Source organism: Nocardioides sp. CER19 (genome assembly GCF_029846275.1).
Lineage (GTDB): Bacteria > Actinomycetota > Actinomycetes > Propionibacteriales > Nocardioidaceae > Nocardioides.
The window spans coordinates 722,040-745,248 of sequence record NZ_JARVWS010000001.1; the positions used below are offsets into that span (position 1 = coordinate 722,040).

The following is a 23,209-nucleotide window of genomic DNA, read 5'->3' on the forward strand; positions in this document are numbered from 1 at the left end:
AGCCCGCTCACAAGGCGGTCGGCACCTCATTTTCCGACCCGTCTGAATTCACCCCACAGGGAGGATTGGATGAGCGAACCGCTCGTCGATGCCCGCCGCCAGCTCGCCGATGCCGTGAAGATCCTCGGCTACGACGACGGCGTCTACGCCAACTTGGCCGCGCCCCGGCGGGAGCTCACCGTGAGCATCCCGTTGCGACGCGACGACGGCACCACCGAGGTGCTGACCGGCTACCGCGTGCAGCACAACTACTCGCGGGGGCCCGCCAAGGGCGGACTGCGCTACGCACCGAACGTCGACCTCGACGAGGTCCGCGCCCTCGCCATGTGGATGACGTGGAAGTGCGCGCTCCTGGGTGTCCCGTACGGCGGTGCCAAGGGCGGTGTCACCATCGACCCGCGCAACTACTCGCGGGCCGAGCTCGAGCGCGTGACCCGCCGCTACACCTCCGAGATCCTCCCGCTCATCGGCCCGATGCAGGACATCCCCGCCCCCGACATCGGCACCGACGAGCAGACCATGGCCTGGATGATGGACACCTACTCCGTCAACAGCGGTCACACCGTCCTCGGCGTCGTGACCGGCAAGCCGATCAGCCTCGGCGGGTCGCAGGGCCGCGCCTCCGCGACCTCGCGCGGCGTGGTCCACATCGCGCTGCAGGCGATGTCGCACCTGCACCTGGCGCCGTCCGAGTCGACCGCTGCGGTCCAGGGCTTCGGCAAGGTCGGCCGCGGCAGCGCGCGCTTCCTCGCGGAGGCGGGCGTGAAGGTGCTCGCCGTGAGCGACCAGTACGGCGGCGTGCACGACCCGGCCGGGCTCGACGTACCCGCCCTCGAGCAGCACGTCGACGAGACGGGCTCGGTCGTCGGCTTCGGCGGCGCCGAGGCGATCGACAACGAGGCGCTGCTCGAGCTCGAGGTCGACGTCCTCGTGCCGGCCGCCGTCGAGGGCGTGATCCACCGCGGCAACGCCTCGCGGATCAACGCCCGGCTGATCGTGGAGGGCGCCAACGGGCCGACCACCGCCGAGGCGGACGAGATCCTCGCGGGACGCGGCGTCACCGTCGCCCCCGACATCCTCGCCAACGCGGGCGGCGTCATCGTGTCCTACTTCGAGTGGGTCCAGGCCAACCAGGCCTACTGGTGGAGCCAGGAGGAGGTGGAGGCCCGGCTCGCCGACCGGATGATCGGCGCCTGGCGCGACGTCCTCTCCTACGCGCAGCGACAGGGCCTGACCCTGCGGACCGCCGCGACCTGCCTCGCCGTGGAGCGCGTCGCCAGCGCCCACGCCATGCGCGGTCTCTACCCGTAGCCACGGAACCGGCGGACCCCCTACCGGCGACGCCGGTGGCCCGGGCAGGATGTGCGGCATGAGTCTTTACGCCGTCACCGACCCGGCCACCGGCGAGGTCGTCCAGCAGTTCCCCACCGCCACCGACGCCGATGTCGAGGCAGCCCTTGCGGCGGCCACGACCGCCAGCAAGGGCTGGGCCCGCACGACCACCGTGGCCGAGCGCGCCGCCCTGGTCAGGCGCGTCGCCGAGCTGCACAACGAGCGCAAGGACGAGCTCGCCGCGATCATCGTCCGCGAGATGGGCAAGCCGCTCGAGGACGCCGTCGGCGAGGTCGAGTTCAGCGCCGCCATCTACGAGTACTACGCGGACCACGCGGAGAAGATGCTCGCCGACGAGCCCGTGGACCTGCTCGAGGGCGACGGCACGGCGGTGATCCGCCGGTCGCCGTACGGCGTCCTGCTCGGGATCATGCCGTGGAACTTCCCCTACTACCAGGTGGCCCGGTTCGCCGGCCCGAACCTGTGCATCGGCAACACGATCATCCTCAAGCATGCGCCGCAGTGCCCGGAGTCGGCGGCGGCGATCCAGCGGATCTACGACGACGCGGGCTTCCCGGCCGGCGCCTACGTCAACGTCTACGCGACCAACGAGCAGGTCGCCACGATCATCGCCGACCCGCGCGTCGCGGGTGTCTCGCTCACCGGCTCCGAGCGGGCCGGCGCGGCCGTCGCCGAGATCGCCGGCCGGAACCTGAAGAAGGTCGTGCTCGAGCTGGGCGGCTCCGACCCGTTCATCCTGCTGTCGACCGACGACCTCGACGGTGCGGTCCAGGCGGCCGTCAGCGCGCGGCTCGACAACACGGGCCAGTCCTGCAACGCGGCGAAGCGGTTCGTCGTCGCCGAGGACCTCTACGACCCGTTCGTGGAGAAGTTCACGGCTGCGATCAAGGCCGGCGCGGAGGGCATCACCCCGCTCTCGTCCGTCGCCGCGGCCGAGCGCCTGCAGGCGCAGGTGGACGCCGCCGTCGAGCAGGGCGCGCACCTGGAGTCGGCGGGGCAGCGCGACGGTGCTTACTTCCCGACCGGCGTCCTCACCGGCGTCACGCCGGAGAACGACGTCTACCACCAGGAGCTCTTCGGCCCGATCGCGATGGTCTTCAAGGTGTCCTCGGAGGAGGAGGCGGTGACCGTCGCCAACGACACCCCGTTCGGCCTCGGCTCCTACGTCTTCACCACCGACAAGGAGCAGGCCGAGCGCGTGGCGGACAAGATCGAGGCCGGCATGGTCTTCGTCAACGGCGTCCTCCTCGACGGTGCCGAGCTGCCCTTCGGCGGCATCAAGCGCTCGGGCTTCGGCCGCGAGCTCGGCCGCTACGGCATCGACGAGTTCGTCAACAAGAAGCTGATCCGCATCCTCTCCTGACCGCTTCGCACCGGAGTACACACAGGCCCACGGCGTCTCGCCGTGGGCCTGTGTGGTGGTGCTTCCGACTCGAGGGTGCGGAGCTCCGACCGCGACTCAGATGTCGCGGCGGTGCGTGGCGCCGGCCTCGCCGGTCGTGTCGCGGGTGGTCTCGCCGGTGGTCCCGCCCGTGGTGCCCGTGGTGCCGGTCGTGCCGGTGGTGCCCGTGGCCGGGTCCCGCGTGTCGTCGACGTGCGGGTCGATGCGGTCGGCCTCGCGCAGGGTGTCCTCCTGGCGTGCCTCCTCGTACGCGCTGGACTGGCGCGCGGCCTGCGCGTGCTGCTCGGCCCGCTCGGCCTCTGCGCGTGCCAGCTGCGCCTTGGCATCGGCCTCGGCCGCCCGGCGGCGCTCCTCGGCCACGTCCTGGTCGCGCACCGCGGCCTCGGTGCGCATCTCGGTGGCACGCTGGGTGAGCGCCTGGTGCCGCCGGCGTCGAGCGGCCATCACGGCCGCCACGATGATCGCGACGACGATGATCGCGATGATGATCCAGATGATGGTGGACATGGTCATCCCTTTCCTTTCACCGGGTGCTGTACCCGGCCGCTGACCGGGCGGTCAGACGTCGCGATGCACGCCGAGGACGCTGCCCCCGCGGGGCGGTCTCGGCGGCGCGCGCCTCGGCGGCGTGCCGGGGCGACTCGAGAATGTCCTCGACGGGCTCGGTGACGCTGATCGTCGCCGGAGCGGTCGCCACATAGGTCCGGCGGCTCCTCGTGGCCGCCCGTGCGACCCCGACCACGAGTGCCACGACGGCGAGCGCGGCGATGATCCAGATGGCCGTCTGCATGGTGCTCCCCTTCCCTCTGGGGGAGGCGGTACCCAGCGGGGGGCCGTGACGCACGTCGGTCTTCCGGCGGTCACGGCCGCCCGGGTGGGTGCGGGTCGCGGGGGCTAGGACAGCTCGCGCTCGTCGGCGACCGGGACGAGCGGTGCCGCCAGCACCGGGAACAGGGCGGCGAGCGCGAACGCCCAGGAGAAGCCGGCCGCGGACACGGCCAGGCCGCCGAGGGGCGGCACCAGCGAGCTGGTGAGGAACTGGGCGGTGTTCTGGATGCCCAGGGCCCGCCCGCTCCAGAAGGGGCCGGCCCGCTCGGCGACGGCGGTGAAGGCGAGTCCGTTGTCGGCGACGGTGAGGACGGTGGCCACCACCATGAGCGGTACGGCGACCCACCAGCCGATCCCGGCGGTCACGCCGAGCAGGAGCATGACGGCGGCGGCCGCGAGGGCGACCCAGCGCAGCGGCCGCATCCGGCTGGTGACGACGTCGGAGAGCTGGCCGACCGCGATCCGGCCGAGCGCGCCGAAGATCTGGGCGACGGCCACGACCGCGCCGGCGGCCGCGGCCCCCCAGTGCCGGTCCTGGATCAGCCAGACCAGCGCGAAGGTCCAGACCACGAACTGGGGGACGACCAGCAGCATGCTCACCGAGTGGATCCGGAGGAGGTAGCGGTCTCCGCGGTAGGGGTTGCCGTGCCGGCGGTTGGTGCCGGCCGGTCGCTCCGGCCGCGGCGGGTCGATCACCAGCAGTGCGACGACGAGCGCTGCGATCGCCGCGGCGACGGTCGGGACCGCGATGGCCGCGTGGATGCCCCGGTTCTCGGCGACGACGGCGATGGTGATCGCCGCGATGCCGACGCCGACCGGCTGCGCCATCTGCCGGATGCCCATGGCGAGGCCCCGTCGCTCCGGCGGGAACCAGCCGACGACGACCCGGCCGCTGGCCGAGTTGGCGCTGGCCGCGCTCGCTCCGGCCAGCCCGATGAGGATGCTGAAGAGCACCAGGTCGTGGACGAGCACCGCGCCCAGGCCGAGCAGCGCGGTGCCGACCAGGCCGGTGACGAGCACGACCCGCTCGCCGTACGCGTCGGTGACCGCACCCCAGGCGACGAGGGCCGCCATGACGCCGAGGGTCGGCGCCGCGGCGACGAGACCGGCCTGGGGGAGCGTGAGTCCTTCGTGGCTGTGCAGCGCCGGGATGAGGAACGCCGGTCCGTGCATCATGATCGCCGCGCACGCCTGCGCCAGCGTGCTCGCCGCGAGCATCGCCCACCGCCGGCCCGAGCTGACCGTGGGTGGGGAGGCGGCGATGGTGGACACGCTCCCGATTCAACGACCTCCGGCTCGCTCCGAATGCCGTTTCTCGAAGCGTGGTCTGTGAGAAATCAGTCGGCGAGCACCGCGACCGGCATGACCGGCGTCTCCGAGGGGCAGTGCGTGTCGGTGCCGGCGTACGCCGCGAACAGCCGGTGCAGCCCGGGCGCGAGGTCCGGCGGCAGCCCGATCGTGCCGACACCGTCGACGACCTCCCCGGTCGCGAGCAACCGGGCACGCTCGAAGAGAACCACCTTGCCGGAGGCGTACGTCGACGCGTCGGTGGTCCGCACCGTGACGCCGAGGCTGCCGCCGCGGGCGACCCCGGTCGGCGGCACGACCAGGTCGGCGACGGTGGTCGCCGGCAGGACCAGCACGGTGAACGGCGCCGACCACGCGCACTGGTAGCGCGACCCGCCCGTGTAGGCGGCGGTCAGCGTGTGCCAGCCCGGGGCGAGCCGCCCGAGGTCCAGCGGGGCCGCGTCGAAGTCGTGCAGCTGGGTGGTGAGGCCGGCGACGACCCGACCGTCCTCGTAGACCCGGACCGCGCCGTCGAGCGCCCCGATCTCCTGCTCGGGCAGCAGGCACGCCGTCGCGCGGCAGCCGCCGCGATGGATCACGGCGGCCGGCGCATCGACGAGCAGGTCGGTGGCGGCCGGGACTGTCGGGGTCATGCGTGTCCTCCCTCGTCGGACTCTAGGTCGTTCCGTGTGTCCTCAGGGTGGAACGCGTGACTTGGGATCGGCTTGGGGTCCGTCGGGAGCCGACCTGCGCGAATCGCTGGTCGGAGCGGCTCCTTCGGGGCAGACTCCCCGCATGGCGAACCCTCCGGCCCGGACCCGGGTCATCCTGACCGGCATCAGCTCGCGGACCTGGGAGCACCCGGCTGACCGCGGCGCGCTGGTCGCGCTGCGCAAGCTCAAGGGCTTCGATGCGCTGCTCAAGGCCATGTCGGGCCTGGTCAACGAGCGGGCCGTGCGGCTGGCCGTGCTCGGCGACGCCGTCCGCGCCGACGAGCGCCAGTTCGCCCGGGTGCACCGGCTGCTGGTCGACATGGCGACGGTGCTCGACGTACCGCAGCTGCCCGAGATCTACGTCGCCAACAACCCGCTCACCAACGCGGTCACGATCGGCATGGACAAGCCGCTCATCGTCCTCAACTCGGGCCTGGTCGACCTGCTGAACGACGACGAGCTGGCCTTCGTGATCGCGCACGAGCTCGGCCACGTCCTGTCGGGGCACGCGGTCTACCAGACGCTGCTCCAGCGGCTGCTGCTCCTGAGCATGGGCTTCGCGTCGATCCCGATCGGCGGGCTCGGCCTACGGGTCATCGTCGCGGCGCTGATGGAGTGGTCGCGCAAGGCCGAGCTCTCCGCCGACCGCGCCGGCCTGCTCGGTGTGCAGGACCCCGCCGTCGCGCTCCGCGTCCACATGCAGCTCGCCAGCGGCGGGCACGCCGGCGACCTCGACCCGACGTCGTTCCTCGCGCAGGGCGCCGAGTACGTCAACGCCGGGGACCTGCGGGACTCCGTGCTGAAGCTGCTGCTGCTCGAGAGCCGGAGCCACCCCTTCGCCGTCGTCCGGGCGGCCGAGCTGCGCACGTGGGTCGACGCGGGGGAGTACACCCGAGCGCTCGGCGGCGCGTACCCCCGTCGGGTCGACGACGGCTCGGCCACCGTCAGCGAGGCCGCGAAGGAGGCGGCGCGCAGCTATGCCGAGGCGTTCCGCCAGACCCAGGACACGCTCGGCCGGCTGGTCCACGACGCCGCCGGCTGGCTGGGCAGCGCGAAGCTGTGGTGGGACGACAGGTTCAACCGCACCGGAGACTGACCGACGGGCTCGTCACACGGGTCGCTCGGGTCCCACCGCCCAGGGAAGGGCGGAACTTCCGGGGTGTCAGGGCGCCCGGGGAGTTCCGGAGTACCCGGTTCACCGGGTACTCCGCCCGGCCGCCCCTACCCCAACGCCGCGATCGCCTCCGAGATGCTCAGCGTCCGGCGGGCCGACTCCACGTGGAGGCTCTCGACCATCTTGCCGTTGTAGGTGACGACGCCCTTGCCGGCACCGTCCTCCCACGCGGCGATGAGCCCGCGTGCGTCGGCGACCGCCTCCTCGCTCGGGGCGAACCCGGTGTTGGCGCCCTCGATCTGGCCGGGATGGATGATCGTCTTGCCGTCGAAGCCGAACTGCCGGCCCTGCTCGACCTCGGCGAGGTAGCCCTCGAGGTTCTTCACATCGTTGTAGACGCCGTCGAGCACGACCTTGCCCGTCGCTCGCGCGGCCAGCACCGCGAGCTGCAGGCTGGTGACGAGCGGAGCGCGACCGGGCACGTGGTCGATGAACAGCTCCTTGACCAGGTCGTTGGTGCCCAGCACCAGCACGGCCAGGCGGTCGGAGGCGGCCGCGATCTCCTCCGCGTGCAGGATCGCGTACGGCGACTCGATCATCGCCCACAGCTTCGTCTTCTCCGGCGCGCCCGCTGCCGCGACGGCGTCGACCAGGCTGAGCACCGCCTCGGGGCTGTTCACCTTCGGCACCACGATCGCGTCGGGTCCGACCGCGGCCGCGGCGCGCAGGTCCTCGGCGTGCCACTCGGTGTCGGCGCCGTTGATGCGGATGGTCAGCTCGCGGCCGCCGTACTCACGGGAGGCGACGGCGGCGACGACGTTCTCCCGGGCGGCCGCCTTGGCGTCGGGAGCGACCGAGTCCTCGAGGTCGAGGATGAGCGCGTCCACCGGCAGGGTCTTCGCCTTCTCGAGGGCGCGCTCGTTGGCGCCCGGCATGTAGAGGACGGAGCGCCGGGGGCGGAAGGTCTGCGTCATCTCAGTCGACCTCGATCTCGTCGTAGCGGGCCTTCAGCTGGGGGTCGATCGCGGCGAGCCGGTCGGCGAGCTCGACGAGCACGAGGCACTGCTTGAGCGAGGCGTCGTCCTCCATCTTGCCGTCGAGCATGACCGCGCCCGTGCCGTCGCCCATCGCCGCGACGACCCGGCGGGCGTGCTTGATGTCCTCCACCGAGGGAGAGAAGACGCGGTTGGCGATCTCGATCTGCTTCGGGTGCAGGCTCCAGGTGCCGACGCAGCCCAGCAGGAAGGCGTTGCGGAACTGGTCCTCGGCCGCGACGACGTCGGTGATGTCGCCGAACGGGCCGTAGTAGGGGTAGATCCCGTGGGTCGCACACGCGTCCACCATCTTGGCGATCGTGTAGTGCCAGAGGTCCTGCTGGTACGTCGCCCGCGGGCCGTCGACGTTCCCGTCCTTGGGGTCCTCGCGGACCAGGTAGCCCGGGTGGCCGCCACCGACGCGGGTGGTCTTCATCTTGCGGTCCGCGGCCAGGTCGGCCGGGCCGAGCGACAGCCCCTGCATGCGCGGGGAGGCGCCGCAGATCTCCTCGACGTTCGCCATGCCGCGAGCGGTCTCGAGGATCGCGTGGACGAGGATCGGGCGGGTCAGGCCGGCCTTGGCCTCGAGCTGGGCGAGCAGCCGGTCGACGTAGTGGATGTCCTCAGCGCCCTGCACCTTCGGCACCATGACGACGTCGAGCCGGTCGCCGATGGCCGCGACGAGCGTCGTGAGGTCGTCGAGCACCCACGGGCTGTCGAGGCTGTTGATCCGCGTCCAGAGCTGGGTCTTCGCCTCGGGACCGCCCAGCCCGGGCGTCTCCTGCGCGATCCGGACCAGGCCCTCGCGGGCAGCCACCTTGTTGTCCGCCTTGATCGCGTCCTCGAGGTTGCCGAGCAGGACGTCGACGGTGCCCACCATCTGCGGGACCTTGTCGACCATCTTCGGGTTGCTCGGGTCGAAGAAGTGGATCGCCCGGCTCGGCCGCGCCGGGATCTCCCGGAGCGGCGCCGGAGCACCCACGGCCAGCGGCGCGAAGAAGTCCTTCGGTGACTTGTGGCTCATGGGCTCGGAACGTAGCAGTGGTCACTTACCCGCCGGTATGACCGATCTGACACCACGACGACCGCTCGATGTGGATAGCATCACGCCACGCGCTCTCAGCGTTGGTGTGCCGGGAAGTCTGGTCGGCTCCAGCGTCGGACAGTCCGGTCCGGCTGGATCACTCTTCGTCAGAAAGGCACACCTCCGTGTCTCAGCTGTTCATCGCCGTGGTGCTGCTCGCCCTCGCGGCGGTCGCGTTCCGCCTCCGCATCTCGGGCATCGGCGCCGCCGGCAAGCTCGCCGGCGTGGCGCTGGTCGTGCTCGCGCTCGTCGTGGTCGCCTCGAGCCTGGTCACCCGCGTCGGCACCAAGGACGTCGGTGTCGTGACGGCGTTCGGCAAGCCCACGGGCCGTGACCTCCCGAACGGCCTGCACCTGAAGAAGCCGTGGGAGAAGGTGACGACGCTCGATGCGGCGATCCAGCCCGACGAGTTCACGGGCGACGACTGCATCGAGGTCCGCATCGCCGACTCGTCGACGGCCTGCGCGAGCCTCACGATCCGCTGGCACATCGCGGAGACCGAGGCGTCCACCCTCTTCCAGAACTACCGCTCCAACAACGTCAACGAGACGATCCGGCACAGCCTGGTGGTCACCCAGATGAAGGCCGCGGTCAACGACGTGCTCGGCCAGTTCAACCCGCTCGCCAACGTCAACACGGCGGCCAACGCGGCCCAGGACAACACCCAGATCAGCGCCACGCCCAACCTCGACGAGTTCAGCAAGCAGATCGAGGACCAGATGAGCGAGCGTCTCGCCGCCATGAACGGCGGGCACGCGCAGATCCTCATCGACTCCGTGACGATGTCGTTCCTCAAGCTCGCCGACTCCACGCAGGCGAAGATCAACGCCTACCAGGCCGAGGTCGGCAACACCCGCATCGCGGAGCAGCAGGAGAAGACCGCCGGGGCCCAGGCCCGGGCGAACCGGGCGCTGGCCGACTCGGTCTCGAAGGACCCCAACGTGCTCGTCTCGAAGTGCCTCGACACGCTCGAGGAGATGGTCAAGGCGGGCCAGTCGGTCCCGGCCGGGTTCTCCTGCTGGCCGGGGGCCGGATCGAACCTCGTGCTGCCGTCCAAGTAGCAGCGCCGATCAGCAGCGGCCGTCACCGGCGCCGGCGCCACCACCGGCGCCGGGGCCGTGCGGTCTGCTCCGGCGTACGCCGGGCGGCGAGCCGCGCCTCGCGCCGGGCCGCCCAGTCCGCGACCGTCGCGTCGACGTCGCGTGGCATGGTGATCAGCGGCGGGCCTTCCGGCAGGGCGTAGCGCGCCTTGATGACGCGCTCGTTGAAGTCCTCGACCCGTGCGCGTACCGCCTTCTCGGTCGTGAGCCGGTCGAGCTCGTCGGCGAGACCCGCGTCCTCCTTCCGGAGCTGTACCGACAGCGGCAGGACGACCAGCCGCTCGCGCTCGACGAGCTTCTTCAGCCACCACTCGGGGTCGTGCTCGGTGCCGAGGTCGGCGATCGGCCGGCCCGCGCCCGGCAGGTTGTCGAACTCACCGCGCTCCATCGCGGCCCGGACCTGCAGGTCGACCCAGGTCTGCTGCTGCCGGATCCGCGCGGCGGCCGCGGCCGACCCGGCGGCCTCCGGCCGGGGACGCCGCTCGGGACGACCCTCGGGTCGGTCCTCGCTCTCAGACACACGTCCAGGGTACGGATGCCACTGTCGGTGGGACCGACCATCATGGTGCCGTGGCGCACAGCAACGAGGCCCTGGTCGGTCGAGACGTCGAGCTCGACGGACTCTCCCGCACCCTCGGGATCGCGACCGGCGGAGCCGGCCGGCGACACGTGCTGCTCGGTGGTGACGCCGGCGTCGGCAAGACCCGGCTGCTCCGGGAGCTGCGCGACCGGGCGGTCGGCGACGGCTGGCAGGTCCACGCCGGCCACTGCCTCGACTTCGGCGACAGCGCCGAGCCCTACCTGCCGTTCTCCGAGATCCTCGACCGCCTGATCGCGACCATGCCCGACGCGGTGGCGGAGGTCGCGCACGCGCACCCGGCGCTGCTGAGGCTCGCGCCGGCCAGTCGCCTCCTCGGCGGCACCGAGCCGAGCGAGGCGCTCGACCGCGGCAACCTCTTCGCGGCGGTCCACGCCCTGCTGGAGCGGACGGCCGAGAAGGCGCCCACGCTGATCGTCGTCGAGGACGCTCACTGGGCCGACCGGTCGACGCGCGACCTGCTCACCTTCCTCTTCGCCCGGCCGTTCGTGGGGCCGGTCTCGGTCGTCGCCTCCTACCGGGCCGACGACCTGTACCGCCGACACCCGTTGCGCGGCCAGATCGCCGAGTGGACGCGGCTTCCGCAGCTCGAGCGGCTGGTGCTCGACCCGCTGGATCCCGCCGACGTCCGCCGGCTGGTGCGGGCCCTCGACGGAGATCTCAGGGACGCGGAGGTCGAGGCGGTCGTCGCTCGGGCGGACGGCAACGCGTTCTTCACCGAGGAGCTCGTCGCGGCCGCGTCCTGGCCGGCCGGGGTCGTCCCCGCCGATCTCGCCGACCTGCTCCTGGTCCGGCTCGACCGGCTCGACGAGACCGCCCGCGAGGTCGTCCGCACCGCGAGCGCGGCCGGTCGGGAGGTGAGTGACGAGCTGCTCGCGGCGGTGGCCGGGCTCGACCAGCCCACGCTCGATGCAGCCCTCCGGCAGGCGATCGAGATGAGCATCCTGGTCGTCCGCGGCGACGGCTACTACGTGTTCCGCCACGCGCTGCTCGGCGAGGCGGTCTACGACGACCTGCTTCCTGGTCAGCGGGTGCGGCTCCACCAGCGCTATGTCACGGCGCTGCGCGGCGGCCTCTCGACCGGTACGGCGGCCGGGCTCGCGCGCCACGCCCGACTCGCGGGCGACCGCGAGACCGCGCTCGAGGCCGGGATCCGCGCCGGGGACGTCGCGGCCGCCTCCGGCGGTCCCGACGAGGCGGCGCAGCACTACGAGCAGGCCATCTCGCTGCTGGCCGAGACGCCCGGCCACGACGAGGGCCGACTGGTCGACCTCGTCGTGAAGGCCGGCGAGGCGATGATCGCCGCAGGCCAGGCCGACCGGGCCCGGCGGCTCGCGCGGGAGCTCTACGAGCGGCTGCCCGACGATGCCCCAGGCCTGTGGCGGGCGCAGCTGATCGCGACCGACATGGAGGCCGGTTTCGCCTACGTGGACGGCCGGGACGACCTGCCGCTGTCGGAGGCGGCCGTCGCGGCGCTGCCCGAGGACGCGCCGCCGCTGGTGCGCGCCCGCGTCTACGCAGCGCACACCCGCCTGCTGATGATCTACCGACGACACGACGAGGCGGAGCGGTTCGGCGAGGAGGCGCGCGGTCTCGCCGAGCGCTACGGCCGGCCCGCGCTCGCCGCCGACCTCGCCGTCACGCTGGCGGCCCCGTGGGGCCGGCCGGCCGAGGAGCGGATCGCCGGGCTGGCCGAGGCGGTCGAGGAGGCGGCGAAGGCTGGTGCGCTCGACGCGGAGCTGCGCGGCCGCCTGCAGCTCGGGCTGATCCACCACCACCTGGGCGACCTCCCGACGGCGCACGATTGGCTCCGCAGCGGCCATGAGCTCGCCCTCGCCCGGGGCATCCCCTGGGCGCCGTACGGCTTCGACGCGCGCGTCCACCTGATGTGGAACCTGCTGGTCCGGGGCGAGATCGACGAGGCGCTCCGGCTCGCCGACGCCCCCGGCGCGCCGCCGGTGCTCGGCGCCTGGATCACCTCACAACGGCTGCTGGCCGAGCAGGCTCGCGGTGCCGACGTCGGCGACGCCGCCCGGGCGCTGCGGCACTTCTGGTCGCAGGAGGTGGCGACCGCCGTCGACTCGGCCCCCGTCGAGATGATCGCGGCCGGTCGGCGCGGTGACGTCGACGGCGTCGTCGAGGCCTACGGTGCGGGCACGGTGGCGGTGGCGCGGGTCTGGGGCGCGGGGTTCGACGCTCGGGTCCGGTTCGCCGCGGTCGCCATCGGGCAGCTGGCCGCGCTGCTGCCCGGACTCCCGGCCGCCGACCGGGCCGCCGTCGTGGCGCAGGTCGACCGGATCGCCGGTGAGGGCAACGAAGGCGTGACCGATCGGGGAAAGCCGTGGGGCGTCGAAGGGCGCGCCTGGCGGTGCCGCCTGCGTGCCGAGACGCTGCGCGCGCACTGGCTCGCGGGCGTGGACGCGCCCTCGCAGGACGAGCTGGTCAGTGCGTGGCGGGAGACGGAGGAGGCCTTCGCGGCGTTCGACCACGTCTACGAGCTCGCCGCGGTCCGCGTCGTCCTGGCCGGCATCCTGCGGTCCACCGGCGAGCCGGCCGCCGCTCGCGAGGTCGCCGAGCTCGCCCGTCAGGCGGCGCGCCGGATCGGCGCCCAGCCGCTGCTCGACGAGCTGCAGGAGCAGCCGGTCCGGCCGGACGTGGACGCGCTCACCCCGCGGGAGACCGAGATCCTCGCCCTGGTGGCCGAGGGGCGCTCCAACGGCGAGATCGGCAAGCGACTCTTCATCAGCACCAAGACCGTCTCGGTGCACGTGTCCAACATCCTCGGCAAGCTCGGCGCCGCCGGCCGCACCGAGGCCGCCGCGATCGCCCGGCGTCGCGGGTTGCTGGCGGACTGAGCCCGGGTCAGGGCCGGGATCAGGCGCGGGGCCGCACGGCGAGCGCGAGGCCGGCGATGAGCGCGGCGAGCGCGCAGACCGACCAGACCACGTAGTAGCCCGACAGCGGGGCGTGCCCGTACCGAGGGTCGGCGATCGAGCCGGCCGAGGCGAGCGCGATCGCGAACACCGCCGAGGCGACGGCCCCGCCGACGGTCTTGGTCGCGTTCGTCATCCCGGTGGCGAAGCCGGTGCGGGTCGGCGGGGCGGCGCCGGCGGCCGCAGCCGGGAGAGCTGCGACCAGTGCGCCGGAGCCGACACCGGCGACCGCCATGTTGACCATCGCCTGCCACGTGTGGTCGTGGAACGGCAGCCAGAGGGCGTACCCGATCGCCACCAGGAACGCGGCGACCGCCAGCGCGCGGCGGTCGCCCAGGAGGCGCACCCAGAGCGTGAGCGTGAACGCGCCGATCGCGAGGAAGATGACGTAGACGCCGATGAGCGTCGAGACGAACGACGCCGACGCGCCCAGCCCGTAGCCGGCCTCGGCCGGATCGGTCCGCGAGAAGGTCGACAGCGGGATCTGAGCGCCGAGCACCGACATGCCGAACAGGAACGCGGTCAGCTGGATCGGCCACTGGGCCGGCGACAGCAGGAGCCGTACGTCGACCAGCGGCTCGTCCAGCCCCTGCTCGACGCGCGCGAACGGCACGAGCGCCAGCAGCCCGAGCGCGACCAGCGCCCAGCCCAGCACCGACGACGGGCCCGCGACCCGGATCGCGATGAGGCCACCCATGACGAGGCCGAGCACGACCGTGAGCAGGCCGAGCCCGGTCCAGTCGAACGAGCCCGAGCCGGTGCCGGGCACGTCCTCGACGCCCACCCAGATCAGCACCAGGCAGACGGTCACGACGACCGCGGGCAGGGCCAGCAGGGTGCCCATCCCGAGCTTCTCGACGAGCGCGCCGGACGTCAGAGCCGCGACGATGACCGACAGCTCCAGCGCGCCGACGAGGATGGCGGCGGCCCGCCGGGTGAGGTGCGCCTGGCGGCCGGTCTGCGCGGTGCGGCGGTGGATGATCGAGATCTCGAGCGGCAGCCAGACGACGTACGCGCCCTGGAGCGCCCAGCCGACGAGGAACGTCCCGAAGGACGGGGCGAACGCCAGCGTCCACGAGCCGAGGGCCGTGACCAGCGTCGAGAGCAGCAGCACCTTCTTGTGGCCGACCATGTCGCCGAGCCGCGCCAGCGGCGGGACGAGCAGCGCCGACACCACCAGCTGGGCCGCCTCGAACCAGTTGACGTCGGCGTCCTTGATGGACAGGTGGTCGGCGATGTCGCTGTAGATCGGCGTGTAGTAGCCCTGCAGGACGCCGCTGGCGATCTCCACGCAGACGAGGAATCCGACGATGGTGGCGAGGCTCTGGACGTGCGGGTTCGTCCGCGGGTCGAGCCTGTCGAGTCCGGTCACGGGGTCCTTCCGATGGGTGCGCAGCGGCCTGCGCCGCGTCGCGGCGGTCCGGTGGCGCACATCATGGCCTACGCCGGACCGCCGCGGACCGGTTCCGGTCGGATGGGGACGGTCAGGCCGGGAGCCGCTCGATGAGCCGGCGGTACCATCCGACCCCGTCGAGGTAGGCCTGCGTCCCGAGCCGCTCGTCCGCCGCGTGGATCGCCGCGCGCTGCGCCTTGGTCATCCGGAACGGTGCGAACCGGTAGACCCGCTCGCAGATCGCGGTGAAGAACCGCGAGTCGGTGGCGGCCATCATCACGTAGGGCGCGGGCACGGCGTCGGGGAAGACGTCGACGATCGCCGACTCGATCAGGTCGAAGGCCTCGTCGGCGCCCGCGGGGGAGGAGTACGGCGACACCGGGCTCGGCTCGTTGGCCTCCACGACCTCGACGGCGACCGCCTTGTCGTCCACCGCCGACCGGACGTGCTCCACGACGTTGGCGACCGAGTCGCCGACCATCACGCGGATGTTGACGCCCGCGGTCGCCGACGCGGCGATCACGTTGAGCGCCGGGGAGCCGGTCAGCGTCGTGATCGCGAACGTGGTCCTGACCATCGCCGCGGGCTCGGCGCCGGCGTACGTCAGTGCCCGCGAGACGACCGGCGCGAGCCGCTGCGCGTTGCCGAGCAGCGCCCGCAGCGGCAGCGGTGCGTGGGGAGCGAGCCGGCGGAACAGCTCGATCGTCGGGGCCGGCAGCCGGGCCGGCATGGCGGCCGCGTCGAGCTTGGCCAGCGCCTTGGCGAGCCGCACGGTCGGCCCGTTCCGGACCGGGGTGGAGGCATGCCCGCCGTCGCCGGTCACCGTGAGCGTGACCGACGTGGTGCCCTTCTCGGTGACGCCCACGACGCCGACCGGGGCGACGACACCGGGGAAGGCCTCGTGCGCGATCGCGCCGCCCTCGTCGAGCACGAACCACGGCGCGACGCCGCGCTCGCGGAGCACCTCGACGGCCGCCTGCGCGGCACCGCCGGAGACCTCCTCGTCGCAGCCGAAGGACAGCCACACGTCCTGGGCGGGCACGAAGCCGTCGGCGAGCAGCGACTCGACCGCCTCGCAGATCGCCGCGACGCAGCCCTTGTCGTCGAGCGTCCCGCGGCCCCAGATCTCGCCGTCCACGACCTCGCCGCCGAACGGGTCGCGGCTCCAGTCATCCGGCACGACGGGTACGACGTCGAGGTGGGCCATCAGCACGACCGGCCGCTCCGCGGACCGTCCCGCCCAGTGCACGAGCAGGCCGTGCGACCCGATCCGGGTCACCTCCAGGGCGTGGAGGAGCGGCCACTGCGTGCTCATCGTCTCGAGGAGGCGGTCGAAGGCCGCGGTGTCGATGAGCCCGGGATCGCGGTGCGACACCGTCGGGATCCGGATGAGTGCGGCGAGTCGCTCGACGGGATCGGTCACCGTCGCAGGATAGGGGTGCAGGTCAGCGTCGGCTGGAGGAGGACGGAAGATGGCGGCCACGAGGGTGCACAACCTGTCGATCTCGCTCGACGGCTTCGCCACCGGCGAGCCACAGAGCCTCGAGGCGCCGTTCGGCCATGCCGGCCAGCGACTCCACGAGTGGATGTTCGCGACAGCGATGTTCCGGCGGATGCGGGGCGAGTCGGCCGAGGACACGACCGAGGACGACGCGTTCGCGGCTCGCTTCGAGGACGGGATCGGCGCCGAGATCATGGGCGCCCACAAGTTCGGTCCTCCTGGCTGGCAGGACGACCCGGACTGGCGCGGCTGGTGGGGCGAGAACCCACCGTTCCACACCCCGGCCTTCGTGCTGACCCACCGGCCGCGGCCGTCGCTCGAGATGGCCGGCGGCACCACGTTCCACTTCCTCGACGCGTCGCCCGAGGAGGCCCTCGACGTCGCCCGCCAGGCGGCCGGGGGCCTCGACGTCAGGATCGGCGGCGGACCGACCGTGGTGCGCGACTTCGTGCTGGCCGGGCTCGTCGACCACCTCCACGTGGTCGTCGTACCGATCCTCCTCGGCCGAGGCGTCCGCCTGTGGGACGGTCTGGAGGGGATCGAGCAGCGCTACGACGTCGCCTCCGTCACGACGCCCAGCGGCGTCACGCACGTGACGTTCAGCCGGGCCGAGGGGTGAGCGCCCCCGTCACCACGACCCGCGGTGGACGATCTCCTCGACCGGCTTGCGCGGACGGCGGGTGGGCGAGCCCTTCGCGCCGCCGGTGGGGGCGGGGTGGCCGATCGAGACGACACCGATCGGGTCCCACCCGTCGGGGATGCCGAACGTCGTCCGCACCTCGGCCTCGTGGCGCGGCGGTACGCCGAAGTAGCACGCGCCGAGCTCCTGGTCGACCACGGTCTGCAGCATGAGCATCACCGCCATGGCGGTGTCCATGTACCAGTAGGGCATCGGCCACCGGGCCTCGTCCTCGTCCGTCCAGCCCTTGTCGCCCTCGGCGTAGCGCGAGAGGTACGCCGCCTTCGACGCGCACGGCAGGACCAGGACCGGGGCGGTGCGCATGCCGCGCAGCCAGCCGTCCGCCTCCCACTCCTCGTCGCCGACGAAGATGTCCCAGTAGCGGGCGGTGTCCTCCGGCGTGTCGAGCACCAGGAACGACCAGCCCTGCGTGAAGCCGGCCGACGGCGCCCGGGTGGCGTTGCGCAGCACCCGGTCGACCACCGCAGGGTCCACCGGGTCGGACGTGTACTTGCGGACCATCTTGCGCCGTCGTACGACGTCCTCGAACTCCATGGGCGCAGCATGCCTCAGAGGCTCGTCTAGGGAGGTGTGGGGGTGCATCTGAGGTACCCCCGCCGCGGATGTACGGGAGCGTTCCCGATGTCCGGGCCTACCTCAGAGGGCGACTGTAGGTATCACCGGCTCACAGGGGGCCGGGGCAACCGAGGAGCCGAGATGAGCAACTACGACACCGGGTACGTCCGGGCCGAGTCCAACTACCGTGCCGCGCAGATCCGTCAGGGGATCGTCGGCCGCCGCGAGAAGGTCAGGCTACGCAGGGCGCGGCCGCGGCGGAGGGGGATCTCGATCGAGGTCCTGTGATGATCGCCGAACTCTCTCAACAAAGGGCAGGCGCGATCACCGCCTCACCAGGGATCATGGAGGACGTGGCCAATGCCGACCGGATCCTGATCGGACGCGACGCCGAGCTCGAGGAACTGTCCTCGCTGCTCGGCGTCGGCGTCGTTCGTGACGCCGTCACCGGCGCCGACTCGGTCCGCCAGCACGTCCTCCTCGCCGGCGACGCCGGCGTCGGCAAGACCCGCCTGCTCCAGGAGCTCGCCGCGCTCGCCTCCACCCGCGGTTGGCAGGCGTACGCCGGCCACTGCCTCGACTTCGGCGACAGCGCGCTGCCCTACCTCCCGTTCTCGGAGATCCTCGACCGCCTCATGACGCAGCTCCCCGATGTGGTCGAGCGCGTCAGCACCAGCCACCCTGCTCTCTCCCGCCTCCTGCCGACCGGCCGGGAGACCGCCCCCGACGCTCGGGCCGACACCGTCGACCGCGGCCAGCTCTTCGCCGCGGTGCACGCCCTGCTCGAGGCCCTCTCCGACAAGGCGCCGGCCCTCGTCGTCATCGAGGACGCCCACTGGGCGGACCAGTCCACCCGCGACCTTCTCACCTACCTCTTCACCCGACCGTTCGCCGGACCCGTCGCCCTGGTCGCGTCCTACCGCGCCGACGACCTGCACCGGCGCCACCCGCTGCGTCGCCAGGTCGCCGAGTGGGCCCGCCTCGGCGCCGTCGGCCGCGTCGTCCTCGACCCGCTCGGCGACGACCAGGTCCGTGCGCTCGTCGCCTTCCTCGACCCCGCGGTTCGCGGCGCCGACCGGGAGGACATCGTCGCCCGCGCCGAGGGCAACGCGTTCTTCGTCGAGGAGCTCGTCGGAGCGGCGGGCGGCCCCGGTCACTGGATCCCCGACGAGCTCGCCGACGTCCTGCTCGTCCGCCTCGATCGGCTCGACGAGACGACGCGCACCGTCGTCCGGACCGCGTCGGTCGCCGGGCGTCGCGTCGGCCACGAGCTCCTCGCCGCCGTCGTCGGGCTCGAGGCACCGGCCCTCGACGAGGCGTTGCGCCACGCGGTCGAGTCCCACGTGCTCGTCGCGGGTGAGGGCGCGTACTGGTTCCGCCACGCGCTCCTCGGCGAGGCCGTCTATGACGACCTGTTGCCGGGCGAGCGGGTCCGGCTGCACGGGCAGTTCGCCGCGGCCCTGGCCGACTGCGGCGGACGCGAGTCCCCGCTCGGCTCCGCCGCGGAGCTGGCCCGCCACGCCCGGCTCGCCCTCGACCTCGACACGGCACTGGTCGCGAGCGTCCGCGCCGGCGACGAGGCCGCCGCGGTGGGCGGCCCCGACGAGGCGGCCCATCACTACGAGCGCGCCCTGGTCCTGCTCGGCGAGCGGCCGGTGCCCGACGGCGTCTCGCCGGCCCGGGTCGTCGAGGCCTGCGTCGTGGCGCTCACGACGGCCGGACGACCGGACCGGGCCGCCCGGATAGCGGAGGAGCAGCTGGAACGGCTGCCCGCCGACACGCCGCCGGGCGACCGGGCGCGGATCCTCACCGCAGCCGCGATGGCCGTCGGCATCATCGACAACGCCGAGCTGGACCCGCTCGACGCCTCCGACCGCGCGCTCGCTCTGGTGCCCGACGGCGACCCGGTGCTGCGCGCCCGCGTGCTCGCCGACCGTGCGCTGCTGCTGCACTGGCGCGGCTCCACCGCCGACGCGCAGATCGCCGGCGCCGAGGCCCTGGCGCTCGCCGAGCGGCACGACCAGCCGGCGATCGCCTCGGCCGCTGCGACGACGCTGACCGCCCTGGGCAAGTCCGGCGACCCCACCCAGCTGCGGGCCGCGCTCCAGGCGGTCATCGACCGGGCGGTCGCCAGCGGCGCGCTCACCCCTGAGCTGCAGGGCCGCTTCCTGCTTGCCCGCTCCTACGAGGACTGGGGCGAGTGGCCGGCCGCCGAAGCCGCGTTCCGGGCCGGCGTCGAGCGCTCGGAGGCGGCGGGACAGCCCTGGGCGCCGTACGGCTTCGAGCCGCGGCAGCAGCTCGCGTGGGTGCTCTACGTGGTCGGGCGCTGGGACGAGGCGCTCGACCTCGTCAAGATCGCCCGCCCCGGCTCGCCGCCCGTGCCGTACGCCGCCCTCGACGCGATCCGTCAGTCGATCCGTCAGGGACGCGGTGAGAAGGTGCCGCGCCGGCTCCACCGCGACACCTGGGAGAGCGACGGGATCGTCCCGGTGTTCAGCGCGGCGACCGAGATGATCGCGGCCGGACGCGCCGGGGCACCCCGCGAGGCGGTCGTCGTCTACGACGAGGTGGTCGCGCTGCTGTCGCGGTTGTGGCACCCGTGGTTCGTCGCTCGACTGCGGCTGGCAGCGGTCGCGCTCGGCGTGCTCGCCGACGCGATGCCGAGCATGGCCGCCGCCGAGCGGGCCGCGCTGCTGCCCGACATCGAGCGACTGGCGTCCGACGGCGCGACGGTGATCGCGACCTACGACGACGCCCGTGGCTGGGGGCCGGAGGGGCAGGCGTGGGAGGCGCGACTGACCGCGGAGGCGCTCCGCGCCCGGTGGCTCGCCGGAGCGGAGATCGACCCGGCCGAGCTGGTGGGGGCGTGGCGGGAGGCCGAACGGAGCTTCGCGACGTTCGGGCACGTCATCGAGACCGCCACCGTCCGCGTGGCCCTGGCCGGCATCCTCCGCGCGACCGGCGACACCGCCGGCGCCGCCCAGGCCGCCGAGCTCGCCCGCGCGGCGGCCCGGGAGCTGGGCGCGCGGCCGCTCCTGGACGCGCTGGGCTCACCGGCGACCCGGGTCGACCCCGCGGGTAGTGATGCGCTGACCCGCCGGGAGGCCGAGATCCTCGCCCTCGTCGCCGACGGCCGCACCAACGGCGAGATCGGCAAGCTGCTCTTCATCAGCACCAAGACCGTCTCGGTGCACGTCTCCAACATCCTCGCCAAGCTCGGTGCCTCCGGGCGGACCGAGGCGGCGGCCATCGCGCGGCGGCGGGGTCTCGTCTGACGGTTCATCGAGGTATGCAGGGAAATGCGCACTTCCCGTGCGGAGCTCCGCGCGGGAAGTGACGACTCGGCTGCATACCTCGATGAACAGACGGCCGGACGCGCCCCCGCCCCCCTGGCTCAGGACCCGTGGCTCGCGGTGGCCAGCGTCGCACCGAGGCCGATCATCATGACCCCGCCCGTGGCGCCGAGGTGGTCGAGCCGCTTCGGCTCACGGGCGAACCAGTCGCGCGCCTTGCCGGCCGCGAGCGCCCAGCACGAGTCGGACGCGCAGGCCAGGACGCCGAAGACCAGCCCGAGGAGCAGGAGCTGCGGGGCCGTGGTGGCGTGGTCGTCGACGAACTGGGGGAGGAAGGCGGCGAAGAAGACGATCGTCTTCGGGTTCGTGGCGCCCACGACCAGGCCGGTGCGGACGGAGTCCCACGACGTCGTCGGGTGTGGGGCCGTCTCGACGTCGAGCGCGAGCCGGGCGTCGCCACGGTGCCGGATCGCCTGCACGCCGAGATAGACGACGTACGCCGCCCCGGCGAGCTTGAGCAGTGTGAACGCCTCCGCCGACGCGGCCACGAGCGCGCCCAGCCCGATCGCGACGCCGACCACCTGCACGGTGAGGCCGAGCGCGTTGCCGACCACGGAGAGCAGGGCGTCCCGGCGGCCCACCGTCAGCGCGCGGCCGAGCGTGAAGAGCAGGCTCGGACCCGGCACCTGGATGAAGAGGATCGAGGCGACGAGGAAGCCGGCGAACTGGCTGAGCGAGGGCACCTCAGGATTGTCCCGCGCGCCGGCGCCGACCGCACGTCGATAAGCACGCCGATAAGCACGCCGATGACTATGCCGACGAGTATGCCGACGAGTATGCCGATGAGCCTCGCCGGTCCTTGACGGATCTGCACACAATGGTGCCGCACCCTCGGACCGGCTCGGAAGGACGTCAGGTGACCTCGGACGAGAAGCACCCGATCGCTGCGGGATTCGTCGCGCTGGTCGCCGTCGGCCTCGCGGTGGGACTGCTGCTCGGCGTCGTCACCCTGGTCGCCACCCGCGTCGCGGGGCTCGGTGGCAGCAGCGACACGGCGGCCGCCGACAGCGGCCCCTCGCTCTACCTCCCCACGCCCGTGCCGACCAGCTCGAGTGCTGCCGCGGTCGACCAGCCGGGGGCGGCGCAGTCGTCGTCGGCGGCGCCGACGACGACCGCGCCCGCCAAGAAGATCACCCTCCAGGCCGGGTCGGCCTCGGTCGCGTCGATGCAGCGCATCGACCTCTCCGGCACCTATCCCGGCGGCGAGGGCTCGGTGCTGCAGGTGCAGCGCCTCGGTGACGGGAAGAAGTGGGAGGACTTCCCGGTCACCGCCGCCGTGTCGGGCGAGACGTTCTCGACCTACGTGCAGACGGGCCGGTCGGGCGTCCAGCAGTTCCGGGTCCGCGACTCCGACAGCGGCATGGTCTCCAACGTCGTCTCCGTGACCGTCCGCTGACCGGCGGTCAGGCGCCCGGGATCCAGTCCATGGTGTCGGGGTGGGCGCCCGTGCGCCCGGCCTCGCCCTTGTCGAGGGCGCTGATCGCGGCGACCTGCTCGGACGTGAGCGCGAAGTCGAAGACCTCGAAGTTCTCCTGCAGCCGCTCGCGGTGGGTCGACTTGGGGAAGACGATGTCGCCTCGGTCCAGGTGCCACCGCAGCACGACCTGGGCCGGCGACTTCCCGAGCTCCGACGCGATCGCGGTGATGACCGGGTCGGTCAGCTCGCCGCCACCCTGGCCGAGCGGCGACCAGCCCTCGACGAGTGCCCCGTGCCGCCGCGTCGCCGCGCGGGTCTCCTCGTTGCCGAAGTAGGGGTGCACCTCCACCTGGTTCACCACGGGTACGACGCCGGTCTCGGCGACGATCCGGTCCAGGTGCGCCGGCTGGAAGTTGGAGACCCCGATCGACGTGGTCAGCCCCTCGTCCTGGAGTTCGACGAGCGCCTGCCAGGTGGACACGAAGTCGCCGTCGTACCGTGTCGGGAGGGGCCAGTGGATGAGGAAGAGGTCGACGTTGTCGAGGCCGAGCCGGTCGAGTGACTCGCGGAGGGACCGCTTGGCGTCGTCGAGCCGGTGGAGGCCGTTGTTGAGCTTGGTGGTGACGTAGAAGTCGTCGCGCGCGAGACCGGAGGACTTGAGCGCGGCCCCGACGCCGGCTTCGTTGCCGTACATCTGGGCGGTGTCGACGTGCCGGTAGCCGATCTCGAGCGCCTCGCCGACGACACGCTCGGCGTCCTGGGCGGGCACCTGCCACACGCCGAGGCCGAACTGCGGGATGGTCGTGGAGTCGCTGAGGGTCAAGGAGGGAACGGTCATGCTTGT

21 protein-coding genes are annotated in these 23,209 nt (G+C 72.8%); 9 read left to right on the top strand and 12 right to left on the bottom strand.

The features are described from left to right. The first annotated feature begins 69 nt into the window (after window positions 1-69). Window positions 70-1,311 carry a Glu/Leu/Phe/Val dehydrogenase gene (locus QDS12_RS03545; RefSeq protein ID WP_279876961.1) on the top strand — a complete coding sequence of 414 codons (1,242 nt, stop codon included), beginning with the start codon at window positions 70-72 and terminating at the stop codon, window positions 1,309-1,311. A 58-nt stretch (window positions 1,312-1,369) separates the two neighbouring features. Continuing rightward, window positions 1,370-2,716 (top strand): NAD-dependent succinate-semialdehyde dehydrogenase, encoded by a 1,347-nt coding sequence (locus QDS12_RS03550; RefSeq protein WP_279876962.1) that lies wholly within the window; start codon window positions 1,370-1,372, stop codon window positions 2,714-2,716. Between the two features lie 96 nt (window positions 2,717-2,812). Here the strand turns inward: QDS12_RS03550 and QDS12_RS03555 are convergent, their stop codons facing one another. The 4 genes from QDS12_RS03555 to QDS12_RS03570 form a co-directional block, all read right to left on the bottom strand. Then, the gene (locus QDS12_RS03555) at window positions 2,813-3,262 is read right to left on the bottom strand and encodes a hypothetical protein (RefSeq protein ID WP_279876965.1); all 450 of its coding nucleotides are present in this window, start codon (window positions 3,260-3,262) and stop codon (window positions 2,813-2,815) included. Window positions 3,263-3,278: 16 nt separating this feature from the next. Continuing rightward, window positions 3,279-3,545, bottom strand: coding sequence for a hypothetical protein (locus QDS12_RS03560; RefSeq protein WP_279876967.1), 267 nt, complete (start codon window positions 3,543-3,545; stop codon window positions 3,279-3,281). 104 nt (window positions 3,546-3,649) lie between these two features. Beyond that, complete coding sequence (locus QDS12_RS03565; RefSeq protein WP_279876969.1) at window positions 3,650-4,855, bottom strand: MFS transporter; 1,206 nt, start codon at window positions 4,853-4,855, stop codon at window positions 3,650-3,652. 65 nt (window positions 4,856-4,920) lie between these two features. Continuing rightward, complete coding sequence (locus QDS12_RS03570; protein ID WP_279876971.1) at window positions 4,921-5,523, bottom strand: hypothetical protein; 603 nt, start codon at window positions 5,521-5,523, stop codon at window positions 4,921-4,923. A 142-nt stretch (window positions 5,524-5,665) separates the two neighbouring features. Between QDS12_RS03570 and QDS12_RS03575 the strand changes: the two genes are divergently transcribed. Beyond that, entirely contained in the window at window positions 5,666-6,679 is a 1,014-nt protein-coding gene (locus QDS12_RS03575) for a M48 family metallopeptidase (RefSeq protein WP_279876973.1), read from the top strand. A 125-nt stretch (window positions 6,680-6,804) separates the two neighbouring features. On the opposite strand, the gene QDS12_RS03580 is transcribed toward QDS12_RS03575, so the two are convergent. Then, on the bottom strand, window positions 6,805-7,671 hold the full coding sequence (locus QDS12_RS03580) for a CoA ester lyase (protein ID WP_279876975.1): 867 nt from the start codon (window positions 7,669-7,671) through the stop codon (window positions 6,805-6,807). A 1-nt stretch (window position 7,672) separates the two neighbouring features. After that, on the bottom strand, window positions 7,673-8,755 hold the full coding sequence (locus tag QDS12_RS03585) for a CoA ester lyase (protein WP_279876977.1): 1,083 nt from the start codon (window positions 8,753-8,755) through the stop codon (window positions 7,673-7,675). A gap of 185 nt (window positions 8,756-8,940) precedes the next feature. On the opposite strand from QDS12_RS03585, the gene QDS12_RS03590 reads away from it, so the two are divergent. Then, on the top strand, window positions 8,941-9,876 hold the full coding sequence (locus tag QDS12_RS03590) for an SPFH domain-containing protein (RefSeq protein WP_279876979.1): 936 nt from the start codon (window positions 8,941-8,943) through the stop codon (window positions 9,874-9,876). A gap of 22 nt (window positions 9,877-9,898) precedes the next feature. On the opposite strand, the gene QDS12_RS03595 is transcribed toward QDS12_RS03590, so the two are convergent. Further along, entirely contained in the window at window positions 9,899-10,435 is a 537-nt protein-coding gene (locus QDS12_RS03595; protein ID WP_279876981.1) for a DUF1992 domain-containing protein, read from the bottom strand. A 50-nt stretch (window positions 10,436-10,485) separates the two neighbouring features. On the opposite strand from QDS12_RS03595, the gene QDS12_RS03600 reads away from it, so the two are divergent. Next, entirely contained in the window at window positions 10,486-13,368 is a 2,883-nt protein-coding gene (locus tag QDS12_RS03600) for a helix-turn-helix transcriptional regulator (protein WP_279876983.1), read from the top strand. A gap of 19 nt (window positions 13,369-13,387) precedes the next feature. On the opposite strand, the gene QDS12_RS03605 is transcribed toward QDS12_RS03600, so the two are convergent. Then, entirely contained in the window at window positions 13,388-14,818 is a 1,431-nt protein-coding gene (locus tag QDS12_RS03605) for an MFS transporter (RefSeq protein WP_279876986.1), read from the bottom strand. A 112-nt stretch (window positions 14,819-14,930) separates the two neighbouring features. After that, window positions 14,931-16,262 (bottom strand): M20/M25/M40 family metallo-hydrolase, encoded by a 1,332-nt coding sequence (locus QDS12_RS03610; RefSeq protein WP_279876988.1) that lies wholly within the window; start codon window positions 16,260-16,262, stop codon window positions 14,931-14,933. A gap of 49 nt (window positions 16,263-16,311) precedes the next feature. Between QDS12_RS03610 and QDS12_RS03615 the strand changes: the two genes are divergently transcribed. After that, on the top strand, window positions 16,312-16,959 hold the full coding sequence (locus QDS12_RS03615; protein ID WP_279876990.1) for a dihydrofolate reductase family protein: 648 nt from the start codon (window positions 16,312-16,314) through the stop codon (window positions 16,957-16,959). Between the two features lie 9 nt (window positions 16,960-16,968). Here QDS12_RS03615 and QDS12_RS03620 read toward each other — a convergent pair whose 3' ends face one another. Then, window positions 16,969-17,574: a nitroreductase family protein gene (locus QDS12_RS03620; protein ID WP_279876992.1), complete on the bottom strand. Its 606-nt coding sequence runs from the start codon at window positions 17,572-17,574 to the stop codon at window positions 16,969-16,971. 162 nt (window positions 17,575-17,736) lie between these two features. Here QDS12_RS03620 and QDS12_RS03625 point away from each other — a divergent pair, with 162 nt between their 5' ends. Both QDS12_RS03625 and QDS12_RS03630 read left to right on the top strand, forming a co-directional pair. Then, entirely contained in the window at window positions 17,737-17,883 is a 147-nt protein-coding gene (locus tag QDS12_RS03625; protein WP_279876994.1) for a hypothetical protein, read from the top strand. A 65-nt stretch (window positions 17,884-17,948) separates the two neighbouring features. After that, window positions 17,949-20,870: a LuxR family transcriptional regulator gene (locus QDS12_RS03630; protein ID WP_279876997.1), complete on the top strand. Its 2,922-nt coding sequence runs from the start codon at window positions 17,949-17,951 to the stop codon at window positions 20,868-20,870. Window positions 20,871-20,989: 119 nt separating this feature from the next. On the opposite strand, the gene QDS12_RS03635 is transcribed toward QDS12_RS03630, so the two are convergent. Continuing rightward, the gene (locus QDS12_RS03635; RefSeq protein WP_279876999.1) at window positions 20,990-21,631 is read right to left on the bottom strand and encodes a LysE family translocator; all 642 of its coding nucleotides are present in this window, start codon (window positions 21,629-21,631) and stop codon (window positions 20,990-20,992) included. A gap of 173 nt (window positions 21,632-21,804) precedes the next feature. Here QDS12_RS03635 and QDS12_RS03640 point away from each other — a divergent pair, with 173 nt between their 5' ends. Next, window positions 21,805-22,344, top strand: coding sequence for a hypothetical protein (locus QDS12_RS03640; RefSeq protein WP_279877001.1), 540 nt, complete (start codon window positions 21,805-21,807; stop codon window positions 22,342-22,344). Window positions 22,345-22,351: 7 nt separating this feature from the next. Here the strand turns inward: QDS12_RS03640 and QDS12_RS03645 are convergent, their stop codons facing one another. Further along, the gene (locus QDS12_RS03645; protein WP_279877002.1) at window positions 22,352-23,203 is read right to left on the bottom strand and encodes an aldo/keto reductase; all 852 of its coding nucleotides are present in this window, start codon (window positions 23,201-23,203) and stop codon (window positions 22,352-22,354) included. Window positions 23,204-23,209: the final 6 nt, after the last annotated feature.

Coding starts and splice junctions, on each gene's coding strand:
- QDS12_RS03620 (WP_279876992.1), bottom strand. CDS start 17,574: ATGGAGTTCGAGGACGTCGTACGACGGCGCAAGATGGTCCGCAAGTAC.
- QDS12_RS03625 (WP_279876994.1), top strand. CDS start 17,737: ATGAGCAACTACGACACCGGGTACGTCCGGGCCGAGTCCAACTACCGT.
- QDS12_RS03555 (WP_279876965.1), bottom strand. CDS start 3,262: ATGTCCACCATCATCTGGATCATCATCGCGATCATCGTCGTCGCGATC.
- QDS12_RS03545 (WP_279876961.1), top strand. CDS start 70: ATGAGCGAACCGCTCGTCGATGCCCGCCGCCAGCTCGCCGATGCCGTG.
- QDS12_RS03560 (WP_279876967.1), bottom strand. CDS start 3,545: ATGCAGACGGCCATCTGGATCATCGCCGCGCTCGCCGTCGTGGCACTC.
- QDS12_RS03550 (WP_279876962.1), top strand. CDS start 1,370: ATGAGTCTTTACGCCGTCACCGACCCGGCCACCGGCGAGGTCGTCCAG.
- QDS12_RS03570 (WP_279876971.1), bottom strand. CDS start 5,523: ATGACCCCGACAGTCCCGGCCGCCACCGACCTGCTCGTCGATGCGCCG.
- QDS12_RS03580 (WP_279876975.1), bottom strand. CDS start 7,671: ATGACGCAGACCTTCCGCCCCCGGCGCTCCGTCCTCTACATGCCGGGC.
- QDS12_RS03615 (WP_279876990.1), top strand. CDS start 16,312: ATGGCGGCCACGAGGGTGCACAACCTGTCGATCTCGCTCGACGGCTTC.
- QDS12_RS03645 (WP_279877002.1), bottom strand. CDS start 23,203: ATGACCGTTCCCTCCTTGACCCTCAGCGACTCCACGACCATCCCGCAG.
- QDS12_RS03575 (WP_279876973.1), top strand. CDS start 5,666: ATGGCGAACCCTCCGGCCCGGACCCGGGTCATCCTGACCGGCATCAGC.
- QDS12_RS03585 (WP_279876977.1), bottom strand. CDS start 8,755: ATGAGCCACAAGTCACCGAAGGACTTCTTCGCGCCGCTGGCCGTGGGT.